This window comes from Spirulina subsalsa CS-330 (assembly GCF_028330765.1).
In the GTDB taxonomy this organism is placed as follows: domain Bacteria; phylum Cyanobacteriota; class Cyanobacteriia; order Cyanobacteriales; family Spirulinaceae; genus Spirulina; species Spirulina subsalsa_A.
Genome location: NZ_JAQMTY010000272.1, coordinates 1 through 15,293, shown reverse-complemented (window position 1 = coordinate 15,293; position 15,293 = coordinate 1). Strand labels below are relative to the sequence as shown.

Sequence of the window (15,293 nt, the reverse complement as noted above, 5' to 3'; positions counted from 1 at the left end):
CATTAGTCGTAGTCCCTTTGGGTGAGTTGCTGCAACGGCTTCTCCCTTCGCGTTCTCCCTGTGCCAGCGTTGTTCTGCGGACAAACTCGGCTACACCCGTGACGTTTAGCTCATATTGCCTCGGCCACCGATCGCACGATCTGTGACTAATGATCGATGGCCGTCTCCTCGGTTAACTCTATAGTTTTAATGAATGAACAAATAGTTATGGATTTATACGAGGTCAAGATGGGACAACATGGATGGGAAAAATCCTTGAAAATGATGGGTTGGCTGGGTAGCGCGATCGCACTGGGTGCTTGGTGGGGAGGGGTTGCGATCGGGCAGACCCCGGCACAATCAAACCACCGCCTTGATGCCCAAACCCAGGCAGCAATGATCGCAGCCATCGAAGATGAATATCATGCCCACGCCTTTTATACGGCAGTGATCGAAAAATATGGAGATGTGCGCCCTTTCACCAACATTGTGCAGGCCGAAGAACGCCATGCCGCACGGTTGCAGGCGTTATTTGAACAGTATGGATTGCCCGTTCCGCCGGATACCTTTGCCGGCACTGTGGTAGCCCCCCAAAGCGTAGCGGCAGCCTGTGCCCTGGGCATCGAAGCAGAGATTGCCAATGTTCAACTGTATGACGAGTTTCTTACCTGGGTCAGCGAACCGGAATTACGGGATTTATTTAGCCAATTCCGGCGCGTGTCGAGCGAAAAACACCAACGTGCTTTTGATCGGTGTCAACAGCGCCTACGGTGATGGATTCATCCTCGCCCCTAGGGGAACTGCACGGGGTTCTTGCTCCTATTGTGAGAATTACGTTAAATTTAGTTAAGAAACCTTGGCCGTTTTTGCCAATTCTCTATAAAAATTTGCTCTTTAAATGCAATTTCTGCCGTAGCTAGGCGGCCATCCTAGCGTCATTGATCATCACTACGAGACTGCTACCTATGAAATTTTCTTGGAGAATCATCCTCCTTTGGACATTACCCGCCCTTTTGGTTGGCTTCTTTTTCTGGCAAGGCAGCATGGCTGGCAATGCCAACGATATGGGTAATAACAGCGCCAGTACCCGGATGACCTACGGGCGTTTTCTGGAATATGTGGATGCCCATCGGGTGCAAAGTGTTGACCTCTACGAAGGGGGACGGACTGCGATCGTGCAAGCCACCGATCCGCAACTGGATGGCCGCACCCAAACCCTGCGGGTAGACCTGCCGAGCAATGCGCCGGAACTTGTGGCCAAGCTGCGCCAAGAAGGGGTCATTCTGGATTCTCATCCGGTGCGTAGCGAAGGGGCGGTGTGGGGCTTCTTGGGGAACTTAATTTTCCCGCTGTTGTTGATTGGTTCGTTGTTCTTCCTGTTCCGTCGGTCGAGCAATATGCCCGGCGGCCCTGGCCAAGCGATGAATTTTGGTAAGTCTCGCGCCCGGTTCCAGATGGAAGCGAAAACCGGGGTGATGTTTGATGATGTGGCGGGGATTGACGAAGCGAAAGAAGAATTACAAGAAGTCGTTACTTTCTTAAAACAGCCCGAACGCTTTACTGCTGTGGGGGCGCGGATTCCTAAGGGTGTGCTCCTCGTCGGGCCGCCGGGAACGGGTAAGACTCTCTTGGCGAAGGCGATCGCTGGGGAAGCGGCTGTACCTTTTTTCAGCATTTCCGGGTCGGAATTTGTGGAAATGTTTGTGGGGGTCGGTGCGTCTCGTGTGCGTGACCTCTTTAAGAAAGCGAAGGAAAATGCACCCTGTTTGATCTTTATTGATGAGATTGACGCGGTGGGTCGCCAACGGGGTGCGGGGATTGGCGGCGGTAATGATGAACGGGAACAAACCTTAAACCAACTCCTGACGGAAATGGACGGGTTTGAAGGTAATACCGGCATCATTATCATCGCGGCAACGAACCGCCCTGATGTGCTGGATTCGGCGTTGATGCGTCCGGGTCGCTTTGACCGTCAGGTGATTGTGGATGCGCCGGACTTCAAAGGCCGCTTGAAGGTGTTGGAAGTTCATGCCCGTAATAAGAAACTTTCGCCGGATGTGTCCTTAGAAGCGATCGCTCGTCGCACCCCCGGCTTCAGCGGTGCTGACCTCGCCAACCTCCTCAACGAGTCTGCCATCCTCACCGCCCGCCGTCGCAAAGAGGCGATCACGATCCTCGAAATTGATGATGCGGTGGATCGTGTGGTCGCCGGGATGGAAGGTACGCCCCTCGTTGATAGCAAGAGCAAGCGATTGATTGCCTATCACGAAGTGGGCCATGCGATCGTTGGCACGCTCGTCAAAGAACACGACCCCGTCCAAAAAGTAACCCTCGTTCCCCGCGGCCAAGCCCAAGGGTTAACCTGGTTCACCCCCAGCGAAGAGCAGGGTTTAACCACCCGCTCTCAGTTGACCGCTCGGATCTGCGGTGCTTTGGGGGGTCGTGCTGCCGAAGAAGAAGTGTTCGGTCATGCGGAAGTGACCACCGGGGCCGGCGGCGATTTGCAAATGGTGACCAGCATGGCGCGGCAAATGGTGACCCGCTTCGGCATGAGTGACCTCGGCCCGCTGTCTCTCGAAGACCAGGCCGGTGAAGTGTTCCTCGGCAACGGTCTCATGAACCGCTCTGAATATTCGGAAAAAATCGCCACTCGCATTGATGCCCAGGTGCGCGAGATTGCCGAACAATGCCACCAACGCGCCCGCCAAATCGTCCGTGATAATCGTGTGGTGATCGATCGCTTAGTTGATCTGTTGATCGAAAAAGAAACGATCGACGGCGCAGAGTTCCGGCAGATTGTGGCGGAATATACGGAGGTTCCGGAAAAGGAACAGTTCACGCCGCAACTGTAATCAGACTGCTTTGATGTAGTCCTCAGATCCACCTTTAATGATCCAAAGCTGGGAGATGAATGCTCATCTCCCGGCTTTTTTTATGGCTCATGACCGGCGTAGCCATTCACCAAATTCGGGTTTGAGGTCTCGCTCCATCAGGCTTTGAACGGCATCTAGGGGGGTGATCTGGGCTTGGAGGAGGTGATGAACGGCGGTGGCGATGGGGACAGCGATCGCATCGCGCTGGGCCAACGTCACCAAAACCGCAGCGGTATTCACCCCCTCCGCTGTGCCTTCGAGATGATCCAAAATTTCGGTTAAATTCTTGCCCTGTCCGAGACCGTAGCCCACTTGATAATTCCGCGACAGCGGACTGCTACAGGTGGCGAGCAAATCCCCTAACCCGGATAAGCCAAAAAAGGTATCGGGTTGTGCGCCCAAGGTGACCCCCACCCGCACCATTTCCGGCAGGGCCCGCGTTAATAGGGCGGCCTTGGCATTGGTTCCCAACGCCAACCCATCACAAACCCCAGCCGCGATCGCCATCACATTTTTTAACGTGCCGCCCAACTCCGTCCCCAGCGGATCTGCGTTGAAATAGACCCGAAAGCGATCGCTAGCAAAATAATGCTGCACCGTTGCCGCCGCCCCTAGATCATCACTGGCCACAGCAGTCGCAGCGGGTAAACCTTGTTGAATTTCCTTCGATAAATTGGGCCCGCAGAGGACAACAATGGGATGATCTGGAAACGCCGCCTGCCAAAGCTGGGCGGGGGTTTGCTGGGTCTCCGGATCGAGGCCTTTGGTGGCGGTGACAATGATTAAATCCGGCGGCAGGGGGATAGCTTGGAGGCGAGCGATCGTCTCGCGCACCCCTTGCATCGACACCGTGATCAACAGCACATCGCTCGTCTCGACCCACGGCCCCAACGCCTGACCACTGCGCCGCGACCAGAGCCGCACATCATTCTGCCCCTCGGTGGCCAAGGTTGCCAAGGCAGACCCCCACGCCCCTGCCCCTACAATTGTGATTCGCCCGTGCTGATCTGCCATTGTGCTCCTGCTCCGATACAATCAAAAACGCACTCATTTTTTTCCGTTCAGCTTGTTGCTGCTCGTTTCGTCTTTGAACGCATGACCTATCGTAACCCGGTTCCCACCGTAGACATTATTATCGAACTCGTGGATCAGCGCGATCGCCCCATCATCCTGATCGAGCGGAATAATCCCCCCTACGGTTGGGCGATTCCCGGCGGCTTCATTGATTACGGCGAATCGGTGGAAACCGCCGCCCGGCGCGAAGCCCGCGAAGAAATTAGCCTTGATGTGACCCTGATTGAACAGTTTTACGTGTATTCCGATCCCCAGCGCGATCAACGCAAACATACGATCAGCACCGTTTTGATCGCCACCGCCACCGGCGAACCCCGTGCGGCTGATGATGCGAAAACCGTGGGAATCTTTTACCCATGGGCAATGCCAGACCCGCTCTGTTTTGATCATGGTCAAATTTTGCAGGACTATTGGCACTATCGGCATTATGGTCGGCGGCCTCGCTGTCGTTAAGCTGTGAGGGAGTTGAGGCGGCGATCGCTCTGAATTTGCCGAGTTCATGCGTATATTCCACACTCAAGACGTGATTTAGATCACTAAACTCCATTTCATGGATCACATCCTGAGGGGAACGAAAATTAGATGATGAAGGCATCCACTTAAACGCAGTATGGATCAGTGAAACGAGCACCATTAATTCGCCGCTTGGTGGAAAAAGCGTTACACATTCGCCGCCTAACACCTGAAATCGAAAACGAAATTAACGTTGAACTCACGCGCCTCGGCCACATTTCCGATGTGGACTATGAAGCCCTTGAACTCCTGATGGCCGAAATGGATGCCGGCCGTGTGCGTCTGACCCCTAGCCGTTAACGGGAATCTAACCCCTCTGGATCTGCGTGACCGTTCATCAAGCGATCGCGCCCCCACCTTTGCCTTGCAAACACGGCTCCAACCTCCACCCCAGTACAACGGGTGACTGCTATTCTTGAACCGGTGCGATCACAAGTCTCGCCCCGCTGATCTTGACTCCGTCGCATCCTTAACCCCGGTGATGCCGTCAGAGCACCCATCTCGCCAGCCTTGCGCCGATCTTCATGCTCCCGTCCGTTATTCTGAATTTGATCAAACCATCAATTGGAATCCTGAAACCCTTGTCCCATGAGCATTTCAGAAAAATTTGCCCCTAATTCAAAAAAAAGTTTTCGACAATTTGCATAAAACTTGTGATTCGGGCTGAAGAAATAAGTAAGGACAGCAATTCGATGTCAGATTGCAAAACACCCCAGAAGCGGCCGGTCTTCCACTTCTGAAAACCGCTGTTAAGGTTTCCCCTCTGCCCTGTCTCGGCAATTTTCCTCGCCCTGCTGTGATCAATCGCGACCCTGTCTCGGTCAGCCGGATGCAGCATCGTCTTCAAGGGTAATCGCGCCATGTCTGGGGCTGTTTGGGGTCTGTCGGCTCTAAAAAATGCCATTCATGCTTGAGTGTTGCGGTGCGAACTGTCCATTGCGCTACGCACTACAAAAATTTTCTATTTCAGTTTGGGTAGTTAGTGTCATTAAAACTACGATCTCCTGAGGAGCGGTTTGTCGATCGCTCCTTCTTTTGGGCCAAAATTTAAACGGCGATCGCCCTTCGTACTGTGGGAGTGTCAATTTGACATTTAAGATAGACAACAGTACTCAACAGGGAGATCGGTTTTATGGCCCAGCAACCCATTACGATTCAGTCTATCTATACCGATGGAGGCTGTTCTGGCAATCCGGGGCCGGGGGGGTGGGGAGTGGTGGTGTATTTTTCCGATGGCGCGATCGCGGAACTAGGCGGCAGTGACCCCCAAACCACCAACAATCGGATGGAACTACAGGGGGCGATCGCCGCCCTGCGCCTCTGGCAACGCAGTGACCAACACAGCCCAGCCACCCTTTATACCGATAGTGAATATGTGCAAAAAGGGATTACCCAATGGGTGAACGGATGGCAAAAACGAGGCTGGACAACCGCCGCCGGGAAGCCGGTTCAAAATCAAGACCTCTGGCAAGAATTACTGTCATTAAAACAAGCCTCTCCACCCCTTGAATGGAAAACAGTTCCGGCTCATCGTGGCGTGGCAGGAAATGAAGCCGCCGATGCGATCGCTAGTGCCTTTGCCCAAGGAAAAAATCCTTCATTACGGTGTGATATTCCGGCGGACTTCGTTACAATTTGGTCGGAAATCAGTGGAAATCCGGTAACAGGCTTATCAGACTCACTGGAGCCTTTAACGATACGTTACAACGATAAACAAACTAATCTTTTCGAGATGCAATCGACCATGAGTGACGTTAATTCCGGGACTCTCGATGATCAATACTTGCCCCGCGAGACACGGATGTTGCGACTAGATCATCTGATTGAAACATTAAGAATTGCCGAGGAGGTCGCAGAAAAGGGTTACCTAATCAGCAGTTCCGAACTTGCGGATTTGATGGATGTCAATGCAAGCGCAGTGACCAGTCGCGGAGATCATTGGTCGTGGCGTAATTGGGTTATTTCACGAGTTCGTCGGGAAGGGAACCAAATTCTTTGGCAACTAGAACGAGTGGACTAAAGGAGTTGTGGGGTCGTGGGGCATTGAACAGTAACAAGATGGCGATCGCGCCTCGGTCTTGCCCCTCGTTTTCTGCCTCAAGGGGTGTGGGGAATTGACTTTAACGGTGAACAATTCCCGTTTTTTCGGCTCACTGTCTTGAGGGATAACCCCCCATTCCCAATCCAACCAGGCGATCAGGAGAGGATGGGTTCATCCCTCCCCATCGCGACCCCATCTGAACAAAAATAAGACCCTAGATTGGTGATCAATCTAGGATCTTATCGTGAGGTTTTTTGGGCTTATCCAATGCGGATGGCGAGACTCGAACTAGGCTAATGCCGTTCATATCGTCTGAAACACTTGAAACCACGTTACCCTAGCCACCTACCAGAATCTACCAAAAAACAGAACGGTAGATAAACGGTAGAAAGATGGTAGACAGTAAAACGGCTAAAAACACGGTTAACGATAGCGATACCCCCATTAGCGTTACTTATGAATACAAGGGGTATACCGATACGCTTGAACTATACAAGCGAAAATCTAAGGATTGTCCCAAAGGTGTCAGACTCAAGTTACAGAAACAAAAATTTCTGATGATTTTGTGATATTTCTCAATGCAAATGAATTCATTATTTATTACATAGTAAAGATGAAATTCATTGTTTTTCCATGTGTAAGCCGGGAAGTAGTTTTCAAACTTATCTTTGATCTTTTTGTCAAAATCTCTTTTGTTTTTTGATGTTTTTCCGTACTTAATAATGTCATTAAAAATTCCCTTGAAATAAAAAAGAAGTTTAGCGATGACACTCTTGCCGCTGGCTTGAGGGCCGATGAAGATGTTGATTTTTTTGATTTCTATTTCAACGTCTTTGAGTCCGGCAAAATTTTGGATTTTTAGTTTTTCGGTACTCATAACGATTAATAATCTTGGAGGTTGCGGCCGCTGATGGTGTTGAGGGTGTCGGGGGTGGGGGTTTCGCCGTCGGTGTAGTAGCCGGCGGCGGTTTTGGCGGCGATTTCGACGCGGGCATCGTCGGGGATGTAGTGGTCGGGGATGGGGACTCGTTCGATGATTTCGATGCCTGTTGAGGCGATCGCATCATATTTAAGATTACTCATCGACACCCAGCGATCGATGCGGGTGATGCCGAGCCAATGGAGCACATCGGGCATGAGTTCCTGAAAGCGCATATCCTGAACCCCCGCGACGCATTCCGTGCGGTTGAAATAGGCATCGGCGCGATCGCCCCCCGCTTGACGTTTACGAGCGTTGTACACCAGGAACTTCGTCACCTCACCCAAGGCCCGCCCCTCCTTGCGATTGTAGACAATCACCCCTGCGCCCCCGGCTTGGGCCGTTGTGATGCAGACTTCAATGCCGTGGACGAGATAGGGGCGACAGGTGCAGATATCCGAGCCGAACACATCCGACCCATTGCATTCATCGTGAACCCGCACCGCCACGGGCCGCGTGGGATCAGCGATCGCCGCCAAATCTCCCAACACATACACCGTCATCCCGCCGATGGGGGGTAAGAAAATCTCCAAATCCGGGCGCGTCACCAGTTCCGGGAACATTCCTCCGGTTTGCTGAAAGAGCGATCGCCGCAGCACCGCTGTTTCCACCCCCAAGCGTTGCGCAATCCCCGGCAAATACCACACCGGATCGATCGCCACCTTCGTCACCGCCAAACTGCCCCCGGTTTTGACGATCGCACCATCAACGCAGATGTGACCCTGAGTCACCATCGCCTGAATTTCCGGGAGGTTGATTTGGGCCTTCGTGATCGCGATCGTTGGGCGAAGGTCGTACCCCTTGGCGATCAATTCGCTGTAGACCTCGTCCACCACCGCCCCAAAGGGATCAAGGGACACAATCTTTTCGGGGTCGCTCCAACTGGGATAGGGGCCCACGGGCACAATCGGCGAGGTGTGGGTCAAGTCCGCACGATGATCCGCCTGGAGGGAGCCACTGGCCACCGCCAACGCCCGATAGACCGCATAGGAGCCGGAATGAGTGCCGATGACATTGCGGTGAATTTGATCGGTGAGACTGCCAATTACCGGCCCCCGCTGCCCTGGATCAGGGTTGCCCCAATGGATAGGGAGGGGTTTATTTTTGATGCTGGGGTGGGAGGTGAGGACGATGTGCTGAGACTTGCGCGGCTTGTTCATAGGGCCTCGGATTGCAGTCCAATGGGGGGGCAAAAATTTAAGCTCTGATTCTAACAAATCAAACTCCGGTTCATGGTGAATCGTGGCGAGTTCCCCGCAGAAATCTTGAGCAATCCAACAATTGTTAATCCTGTTACAATTTTGAAGCAAAAAATTTTGCGGTTGCCGTTGCCGCTGCCTTGCCAATGTCCATAGATATGCCGTCCCAATCCCACCAACTCTGCACCCTGATCGCCCAACTTCACGCCCAAGGCAAATCCCCCGCCACTTCGACAAACTATTCCTATCGCAACGAGGCGGGGGATGTGGTTATTTCCCGCAGTGGGGTGGATAAGTCTCAGTTTAGGGTTGAGGATTTTTTGCAGGTTGATTTAGACGGCCAACCGCTGCCGGAATTTGCTGCGGTCAAACCCTCGGCGGAGACGTTAATTCATTGTTTTTTATATCGTGAATTTCCGGATGTCATGACAGTTTTACATACCCATTCGGTGGCAGCGACGATTTTATCAGATTTGTTTTTATCCCCACAGCAAATCTCGTTTACAGGATACGAAGTGATTAAGGGAATTGAAGGCCATCAAACCCACGATACAGCGATTCAGTTACCGATTTTTGCGAATCAGCAGGATATGGTGACATTGTGCGATCGCTTCACGGCCCGCCGTGCTGAATTAAACAATTACGGTCTCTTAATTGCGAAACATGGACTCTATGCGTGGGGGCAGGACTTCGCCACCGCCAAACGCCATTTAGAAGTGTGGGAATTTTTGCTAGAATGCGAACTTGAATTACTCAAAATTAAGTCTTAAATTACGCCGAACAACGTCCACCATCACCATGACTCAACTCGTCCAACCTCAAACCCATCTCAAACTCACCGCCATCACCGACATCACCGCCTTTCTCCAGTCCCACGGCATCACCTTCGCCCAGTGGGACACCCCCGCCCAACTCAGCCAAACCGCCAACCCAGCGGAAATCCTCGCCGCCTATCGTGATGTTCTTGACTCCTACATGGCCGCCCATGGTTATCAAACGGCGGACGTGGTGAATATTCACAGCGGTATTGAAAACTACCCCGCGATCCGAGAAAAGTTTCTCGCCGAACATACCCACGCCGAAGCTGAAGTGCGCTTTTTTGTGGAAGGTCAGGGGTTATTTTGGTTTAATTTAGACGATGAGCCGGTGTTTAATATCCTCTGTACGGCGGGGGATTTAATTTCAGTGCCCCAAGGGACAAAACATTGGTTTGATGCAGGGTGTGAACCGAATGTAAAAGCGATTCGGATTTTTTCCAATACTGAGGGCTGGGTTCCTCACTATACCGGGTCAAATATTGATGCAGAATATCATGATCCTGCTCTGGTTCTGACTCGTTAATCTTGATAATTTCTTATTTTCGATTACGAATAGATCGGTCAGGTGATCATGGGCGATCGCTCACTCATTTCAGAAGGTATCGATGAGCGGTGAACGGGATTTTGAAACATTATTGCGATCGCTCGCTCCGGAATTAATCGACGGAGAATATGTGTTTTGCACTTTTGAGGGGGCGCAGTACGGCGATCGCGCAGACCTAGAGCCGATCGCCGCCCTGCAAGAGCGGGAAGGCCTCACCCTCGTGATTCCCAGGGCAAAAGCAGAGGAGCAGCACCTCCCCTATGAATCCGTGTTTTGCGGGATTACCGTAACCGTCCATTCCAGTCTAGATGCCGTGGGGTTAACGGCGGCGATCGCTACTCAACTCACCCAATACAACATCAGTGCCAACGTGATCGCAGGCTATTTTCACGACCATATTTTTGTGCCCTGTGATCAGGCCGAAACAGCGATCGCCGCCCTGCACACCCTCGCACAATCCAGCAGATCACGAGCACAACAGTCCTGACCACGGGAGAGGAAACGGTAGCGTGTGAGCCTCTGGCCCACTCCTGATAGATCCAGACTTGCACCTTGGGTGATGTATAGCAATCCTATTTGATTCATGAACAGGCAAGGGGCTTAAGCCCCTTGTTGATGAGGAGATCAGATCTCCGATTGATTTAGGATCGCTACATGAGCCGTAGCGTCACTGAAGAGAAGGCATTCAGCAAGCCTTAATTTTTCTGTCCTCCCCGGAAGCAGTCCGGCAAGCTTTTGACGAATTTCACCGTGCCGAAAAATTCACTCGTTTCAGATCAGGCATTCACAGCATTTTCACAATTGTTCGATATATTCAAACCTTACAAAAAGATCACAGATTATTGTTTATCTGTAAAGGCATCACAAAAATCCTCAAACAACAGATTCCAATGAATCGTCATGAAAATTGAAACAAAGTTTTTACTCTCTTCACTTTCAGTGATTGCAATTATTGTTGCTTTTATTGGTGGCAGCACTTTTTTAGGAAAATCTCTACAAGAGAGTTTTGAAGACCGTGATGATATTACAGATGAAGCCTTGGATGTGGTGGATATGCTAGAAGTTCAAATTCGAGATGAAGTCTCTAACTTGAAAAACAGCTTACTTTTAAATCCTAATCAGGCATCCATGATCAAGATGCTACCGGATGATCAAAAAAATATCTGGAAAAATCTAAAAAGACTGGAAACATTGTTGCAAGATCCGGATCTAGTTGACCCCTTATTGCAACAGCATCAGAATTTACTTACCATTCCTAATCAAGAGTATCATAATGGGATTCAGCTTACATCCTTAGCACAAAAAATCTCTTATATTGATCAAAATAAAGCTCAATTTATTGACGCACTCGATTCAATCAATCAAATCTTAATTGCCCAAGAAGATAAAAATGATCAGTATTTTGATGACCTGACATTTTGGCTTAACATTGCTCGCTATAGTGGTGTGATTGTTGCAGTATTCATTGTTTTTTTGCAATTTAAGTTTACGTTTGTACCGATTAGCACATCAATCAGAACATTAAAGCGTAAAACTCAAGAAATTGCGTCAGGGCAATTCGATCAGCATGTTGATATTCAAACTGGAGATGAAATCGAAGCTCTCGCCCATGAATTTAATACGATGGCGAATCATCTGAAAGAAGTTCATAATTCGTTAGAAGAGAAGGTGCAAGGACGAACGAATGAATTAGTTGAAGCAAATAGGCAATTAAACGAGACCTTGGTGTACCTGAAGAAAACCCAAAGTCAATTAATTCAAACAGAAAAATTATCGAGTTTAGGGCAGTTGGTCGCAGGGGTTGCCCATGAAATTAATAATCCCGTGAATTTTATTTTTGGAAATTTGACCCATGTGTCACGGTATGTGCAAGATTTATTGGCGTTGATTCAATGTTATGAACATCATCATCCCCAACCCCATCCGGATGTGGTTAAACTCCAAGCCGAATTAGAATTAGATTTTTTGCAGCAGGATCTAACGGAAGCGCTGGACTCGATGCAGGTAGGGGCGAAGCGAATTCGTGAAATTGTACTATCTTTGCGCACCTTTTCACGATTAGATGAGGCGGAACAAAAGGAAGCTAATATTCATGATGGTATGGATAGCACGTTAATGATTTTACAAAGTCGTCTCAAAGCTCATTCCGATCGCCCTGCCATCACAATCCACAAGCACTATACGGATCTTCCGTTATTGTATTGTTATCCGGGACAGCTTAATCAAGTATTCATGAATATTTTGGTGAATGCGATTGATGCGTTAGATACGTTGTATCAGGCTCAATCGGCTACGGAGCGTAAAACTACTGAGTTATGGATTAATATTCATACTCAAGTCTGCTCTCACGAGGAATTAAAGGCAGAGGTGATCCCGACGAGTGCAATTTTTAAAGATCATGAAAAATGGCTTAAGATTACGATCGCAGACAATGGTTCAGGTATTGATGAATCGATTAGCAAACGACTTTTTGATCCATTTTTTACGACCAAAACTGTTGGGAAAGGCACGGGACTTGGATTGTCTATTTGTCATCAAATCATCGTGGATAAACATGGGGGCGAAATTTGGTGTGATTCACAGCCAGGTCAGGGGACTCAATTTGTGATTGTGATTCCGTTTTTACCCTTTCAGTAATCGATCGATGCAGGGTTTTCAAAATGAGAGAGAGGCGCTGAATCCGGTGCGGTGCTGAAGGATGGATCGGCTTGCTGTTAGGGGAATGGGGGCAGAGTGTTGAACAGGGTGGTGACGTTTTTCCAGAGGGCGTGGGGCCAACCGTAAAACCAGACTTGGGCGCGGCGGCCGGTGATGTTGAAGCAATGGCGGGGGAGGTGGCCTTGGGGGGCGTGGCTGTGGAATTCTAATTTGGCGTAGGGCAGCCAGCGATCGCTGCTGCGCCACCCGACGATATCCCCAAATTTTTGCCAGCGGACGGTTTGATAACGGTGATAGAGATTATTGCGCCCCAGCCGTTCATAGATGCGCCGCTGTACGGAAAATCCGAATAGACCATGGCTCTGCTCGACCCAGAGGCGATCCAACTCGGCGAGATCCTCCGAGGCGAGACGCGCCACGTCTTTTAAGCGTAACCAGCCGTCGCGATCGCGCCCCGCCCACTGCAACAACAGTCGCCCCGTCTCCACATCCGCCGCCTGCCATTGTTCCGTGCGCAAGAGGTCGATCAGGGGTTGAAACATGTCCCCTGTGGGCACGGCGGACAGATTCCCCACAGCGGCTAAAATCTCCTCACTCTTACCCCAGCGATCCTTAACAGCATTGGCCACCATGCGATCGAGCACCGCCCCCAACCCATCACCCACCGGATTCTGATCAAGATAAGCCCGCCAATTCCAGCGATCCTCATGGACATCAAATAAATCAAAGGGAGATAGTCCCGTTAACAACGCCAAACAGGTCACCCCCAAACTATACAGATCGCTGCTGAGGGTGGCTCGCCCCTTCAACTGCTCCGGTGCGGTATATTCCGCGCTGCCGATCATTGTCCCCGTTTGCGCTAAGGCGGTCGCCGTGGCATATTTCGCCGCCCCAAAATCCACGAGGATGAGACGGCGATCGCACCGCCGCCGAATGATATTTTCCGGCTTAATATCCCGATGGATCACCCCGCCCTGATGCACAAAGGCCAGCACCGGTAACAGATCCAGCAACAATTCCTGCACCTGAGCCTCGGAAAATACCCCCTCTTGCTGAAATTCTTCGGCCAGGTTTTGACCCTCAATATATTGCTGCACAATGTATTGTTCGCCCTGTTCTTCAAAATGGGCATAGAGGGCGGGGATTTGGTCATGATGCCCCAACTCTGCCAAGCGCACCGCTTCCTGCTGAAAGAGTTGGGCAGCTTTGGGGCTGTGGGGTTGCCCCAGGGGGTGAAATTGCTTGATGACGCAGGGGGTGGGGGTGGGTTGGTGTTCATCCTGGGCTAGGAAGGTACGCCCAAAGCCGCCTTGGCCGAGGAGTTTCAGACTGCGATAACGCTGGTTGAGGCGGAGGGCGTGGCCGCAATGTTGGCAAAAATTGGCATTGCTGGGGTTTTGAGGGGTGGAACAGAGGGGATTAAGACAGTAACTCATGGTCAGGATGGGCGGGGCTTGCCAGTCTAGAGGGTGTGGGATGGTTGAGACCGGGGGAGACGGCGGTGATTCGTGTCACGGTTTACATCGTTATAAGTCACCCTCATGATTTCTTAAGATCACGCGGATCGAAGACGAGAGATCACCCCTGAGATTCCCACAGTCAGACATAATGAGATCAACGACATAACACCGTGTTTTTAGTATTCAACTTTTTTAGAAAATCGGGTGGGAGACAACACTATGACTAGTATTCGCGAATTAAGTATGCAAGCCCTCAGCAATCGGACTCTGTCCCGTTACGATCATCAACGGATGCAGTTAATCCTGCAAGAACAGGGCGATGGCTTAGATGTCCTCGATCGCACCTTAGCCCAGCGTGTGTTCTATGGTGTGCGGCACGGCCTCCTCGATATCAAATAAGCTCCGTTTAACGAGTCTTCCCCTTGCTCCTTAAAAACGTTTTATAGCAACCCTATTTGACCTTGAAACCCTCAGCCTTGGGAAACAAGGGGCTTAAGCCCCTTGCCTGTCCCGCTCTGATTGAAGACTGCTTTACCCCTAGGGTGATTCTAAGATCACTTTAGGGATTTTTGTTGGGAGTTGATGGGGATTGCTCGGCGTGGATGGCCTGTTGACGACGGCGGTGATGCCAGAAGCGACGGGTTTGCCGGATGCCAATCCACAGCACGAGGATCACGACGATGCCCGCGAGGAGAGGCACGAAGAGGCCGAGCAGGGAGAGGGCGATCGCACTGATCAATTCCACGGAGGAAAAGACGGAATTCCCTAACCCAGCGGTCATGGTGGTGGAAGCCAACCGGGTAACGCTCGTGAAGCTTTCCACTGCCCCCGCGCTGCCGCCGCCAGCGATCGCCGCGATCGTCCATTGTAAAACAGGATCAATATCCCCCAAGGTGGCGGCGGAGAGGGCTGTACCAATGGCGATCGCGGTGGGAATGGCCACAAGATCCAGAGCATTATCAACGGCAGGAAGATAGTAGGCGGCGATTTCGACGGTGGCGGCGATCGCAAGCGTCATTGACATACTCCCCCACTAAACCCTACGGGCTATAGTGGGAGATTCTGAACAGCCAGTTACCTGACCATTTATCCACTCAAACAACGAGAGTTGCAGAGGGTTGCTAGGCTCAACGACTAACGCCATTGATTTATCCT

General features: G+C 51.0%; 15 protein-coding genes. 10 read left to right on the top strand and 5 right to left on the bottom strand.

Annotation, left to right across the window (positions count from 1 at the left end):
• Positions 1-228: 228 nt before the first annotated feature.
• Both PN477_RS18705 and ftsH2 read left to right on the top strand, forming a co-directional pair.
• Positions 229-753, top strand: a complete 525-nt coding sequence (locus PN477_RS18705; RefSeq protein WP_272147544.1) for a ferritin-like domain-containing protein — start codon at positions 229-231, stop codon at positions 751-753.
• Between the two features lie 191 nt (positions 754-944).
• Positions 945-2,831, top strand: a complete 1,887-nt coding sequence (ftsH2, locus tag PN477_RS18700; protein ID WP_272118800.1) for an ATP-dependent zinc metalloprotease FtsH2 — start codon at positions 945-947, stop codon at positions 2,829-2,831.
• 87 nt (positions 2,832-2,918) lie between these two features.
• Here the strand turns inward: ftsH2 and PN477_RS18695 are convergent, their stop codons facing one another.
• Complete coding sequence (locus PN477_RS18695; protein ID WP_272118803.1) at positions 2,919-3,866, bottom strand: NAD(P)H-dependent glycerol-3-phosphate dehydrogenase; 948 nt, start codon at positions 3,864-3,866, stop codon at positions 2,919-2,921.
• 81 nt (positions 3,867-3,947) lie between these two features.
• Here PN477_RS18695 and PN477_RS18690 point away from each other — a divergent pair, with 81 nt between their 5' ends.
• The 3 genes from PN477_RS18690 to PN477_RS18680 all read left to right on the top strand — a co-directional run bounded on the left by PN477_RS18690 (position 3,948) and on the right by PN477_RS18680 (position 6,459).
• Positions 3,948-4,379, top strand: a complete 432-nt coding sequence (locus PN477_RS18690; RefSeq protein WP_272118805.1) for an NUDIX hydrolase — start codon at positions 3,948-3,950, stop codon at positions 4,377-4,379.
• A 165-nt stretch (positions 4,380-4,544) separates the two neighbouring features.
• Positions 4,545-4,739 carry a hypothetical protein gene (locus PN477_RS18685; RefSeq protein ID WP_072622468.1) on the top strand — a complete coding sequence of 65 codons (195 nt, stop codon included), beginning with the start codon at positions 4,545-4,547 and terminating at the stop codon, positions 4,737-4,739.
• A gap of 832 nt (positions 4,740-5,571) precedes the next feature.
• Positions 5,572-6,459 carry a ribonuclease H family protein gene (locus PN477_RS18680; protein WP_272118809.1) on the top strand — a complete coding sequence of 296 codons (888 nt, stop codon included), beginning with the start codon at positions 5,572-5,574 and terminating at the stop codon, positions 6,457-6,459.
• Positions 6,460-6,934: 475 nt separating this feature from the next.
• On the opposite strand, the gene PN477_RS18675 is transcribed toward PN477_RS18680, so the two are convergent.
• Positions 6,935-7,357: an AAA family ATPase gene (locus PN477_RS18675; RefSeq protein WP_272118811.1), complete on the bottom strand. Its 423-nt coding sequence runs from the start codon at positions 7,355-7,357 to the stop codon at positions 6,935-6,937.
• Between the two features lie 5 nt (positions 7,358-7,362).
• Positions 7,363-8,619, bottom strand: coding sequence for a GTP cyclohydrolase II (locus PN477_RS18670; RefSeq protein ID WP_272118813.1), 1,257 nt, complete (start codon positions 8,617-8,619; stop codon positions 7,363-7,365).
• Between the two features lie 185 nt (positions 8,620-8,804).
• On the opposite strand from PN477_RS18670, the gene mtnB reads away from it, so the two are divergent.
• From mtnB to PN477_RS18650, 4 genes are all read left to right on the top strand, one after another.
• Positions 8,805-9,428: a methylthioribulose 1-phosphate dehydratase gene (gene mtnB, locus PN477_RS18665; RefSeq protein WP_272147542.1), complete on the top strand. Its 624-nt coding sequence runs from the start codon at positions 8,805-8,807 to the stop codon at positions 9,426-9,428.
• A 28-nt stretch (positions 9,429-9,456) separates the two neighbouring features.
• Positions 9,457-9,999 carry a 1,2-dihydroxy-3-keto-5-methylthiopentene dioxygenase gene (locus tag PN477_RS18660; protein WP_272118817.1) on the top strand — a complete coding sequence of 181 codons (543 nt, stop codon included), beginning with the start codon at positions 9,457-9,459 and terminating at the stop codon, positions 9,997-9,999.
• Positions 10,000-10,081: 82 nt separating this feature from the next.
• Complete coding sequence (locus tag PN477_RS18655) at positions 10,082-10,507, top strand: ACT domain-containing protein (protein ID WP_072622689.1); 426 nt, start codon at positions 10,082-10,084, stop codon at positions 10,505-10,507.
• A gap of 413 nt (positions 10,508-10,920) precedes the next feature.
• A complete protein-coding gene (locus tag PN477_RS18650) occupies positions 10,921-12,657 on the top strand; it encodes an ATP-binding protein (protein ID WP_272118820.1) in 1,737 nt (578 codons plus the stop codon).
• A gap of 77 nt (positions 12,658-12,734) precedes the next feature.
• Here PN477_RS18650 and PN477_RS18645 read toward each other — a convergent pair whose 3' ends face one another.
• Positions 12,735-14,114, bottom strand: coding sequence for a serine/threonine-protein kinase (locus PN477_RS18645; RefSeq protein ID WP_272118822.1), 1,380 nt, complete (start codon positions 14,112-14,114; stop codon positions 12,735-12,737).
• 243 nt (positions 14,115-14,357) lie between these two features.
• Here PN477_RS18645 and PN477_RS18640 point away from each other — a divergent pair, with 243 nt between their 5' ends.
• Positions 14,358-14,537, top strand: coding sequence for a hypothetical protein (locus PN477_RS18640; protein WP_072622686.1), 180 nt, complete (start codon positions 14,358-14,360; stop codon positions 14,535-14,537).
• A gap of 160 nt (positions 14,538-14,697) precedes the next feature.
• Here the strand turns inward: PN477_RS18640 and PN477_RS18635 are convergent, their stop codons facing one another.
• The gene (locus PN477_RS18635; protein WP_272118823.1) at positions 14,698-15,162 is read right to left on the bottom strand and encodes a DUF4126 domain-containing protein; all 465 of its coding nucleotides are present in this window, start codon (positions 15,160-15,162) and stop codon (positions 14,698-14,700) included.
• Positions 15,163-15,293: the final 131 nt, after the last annotated feature.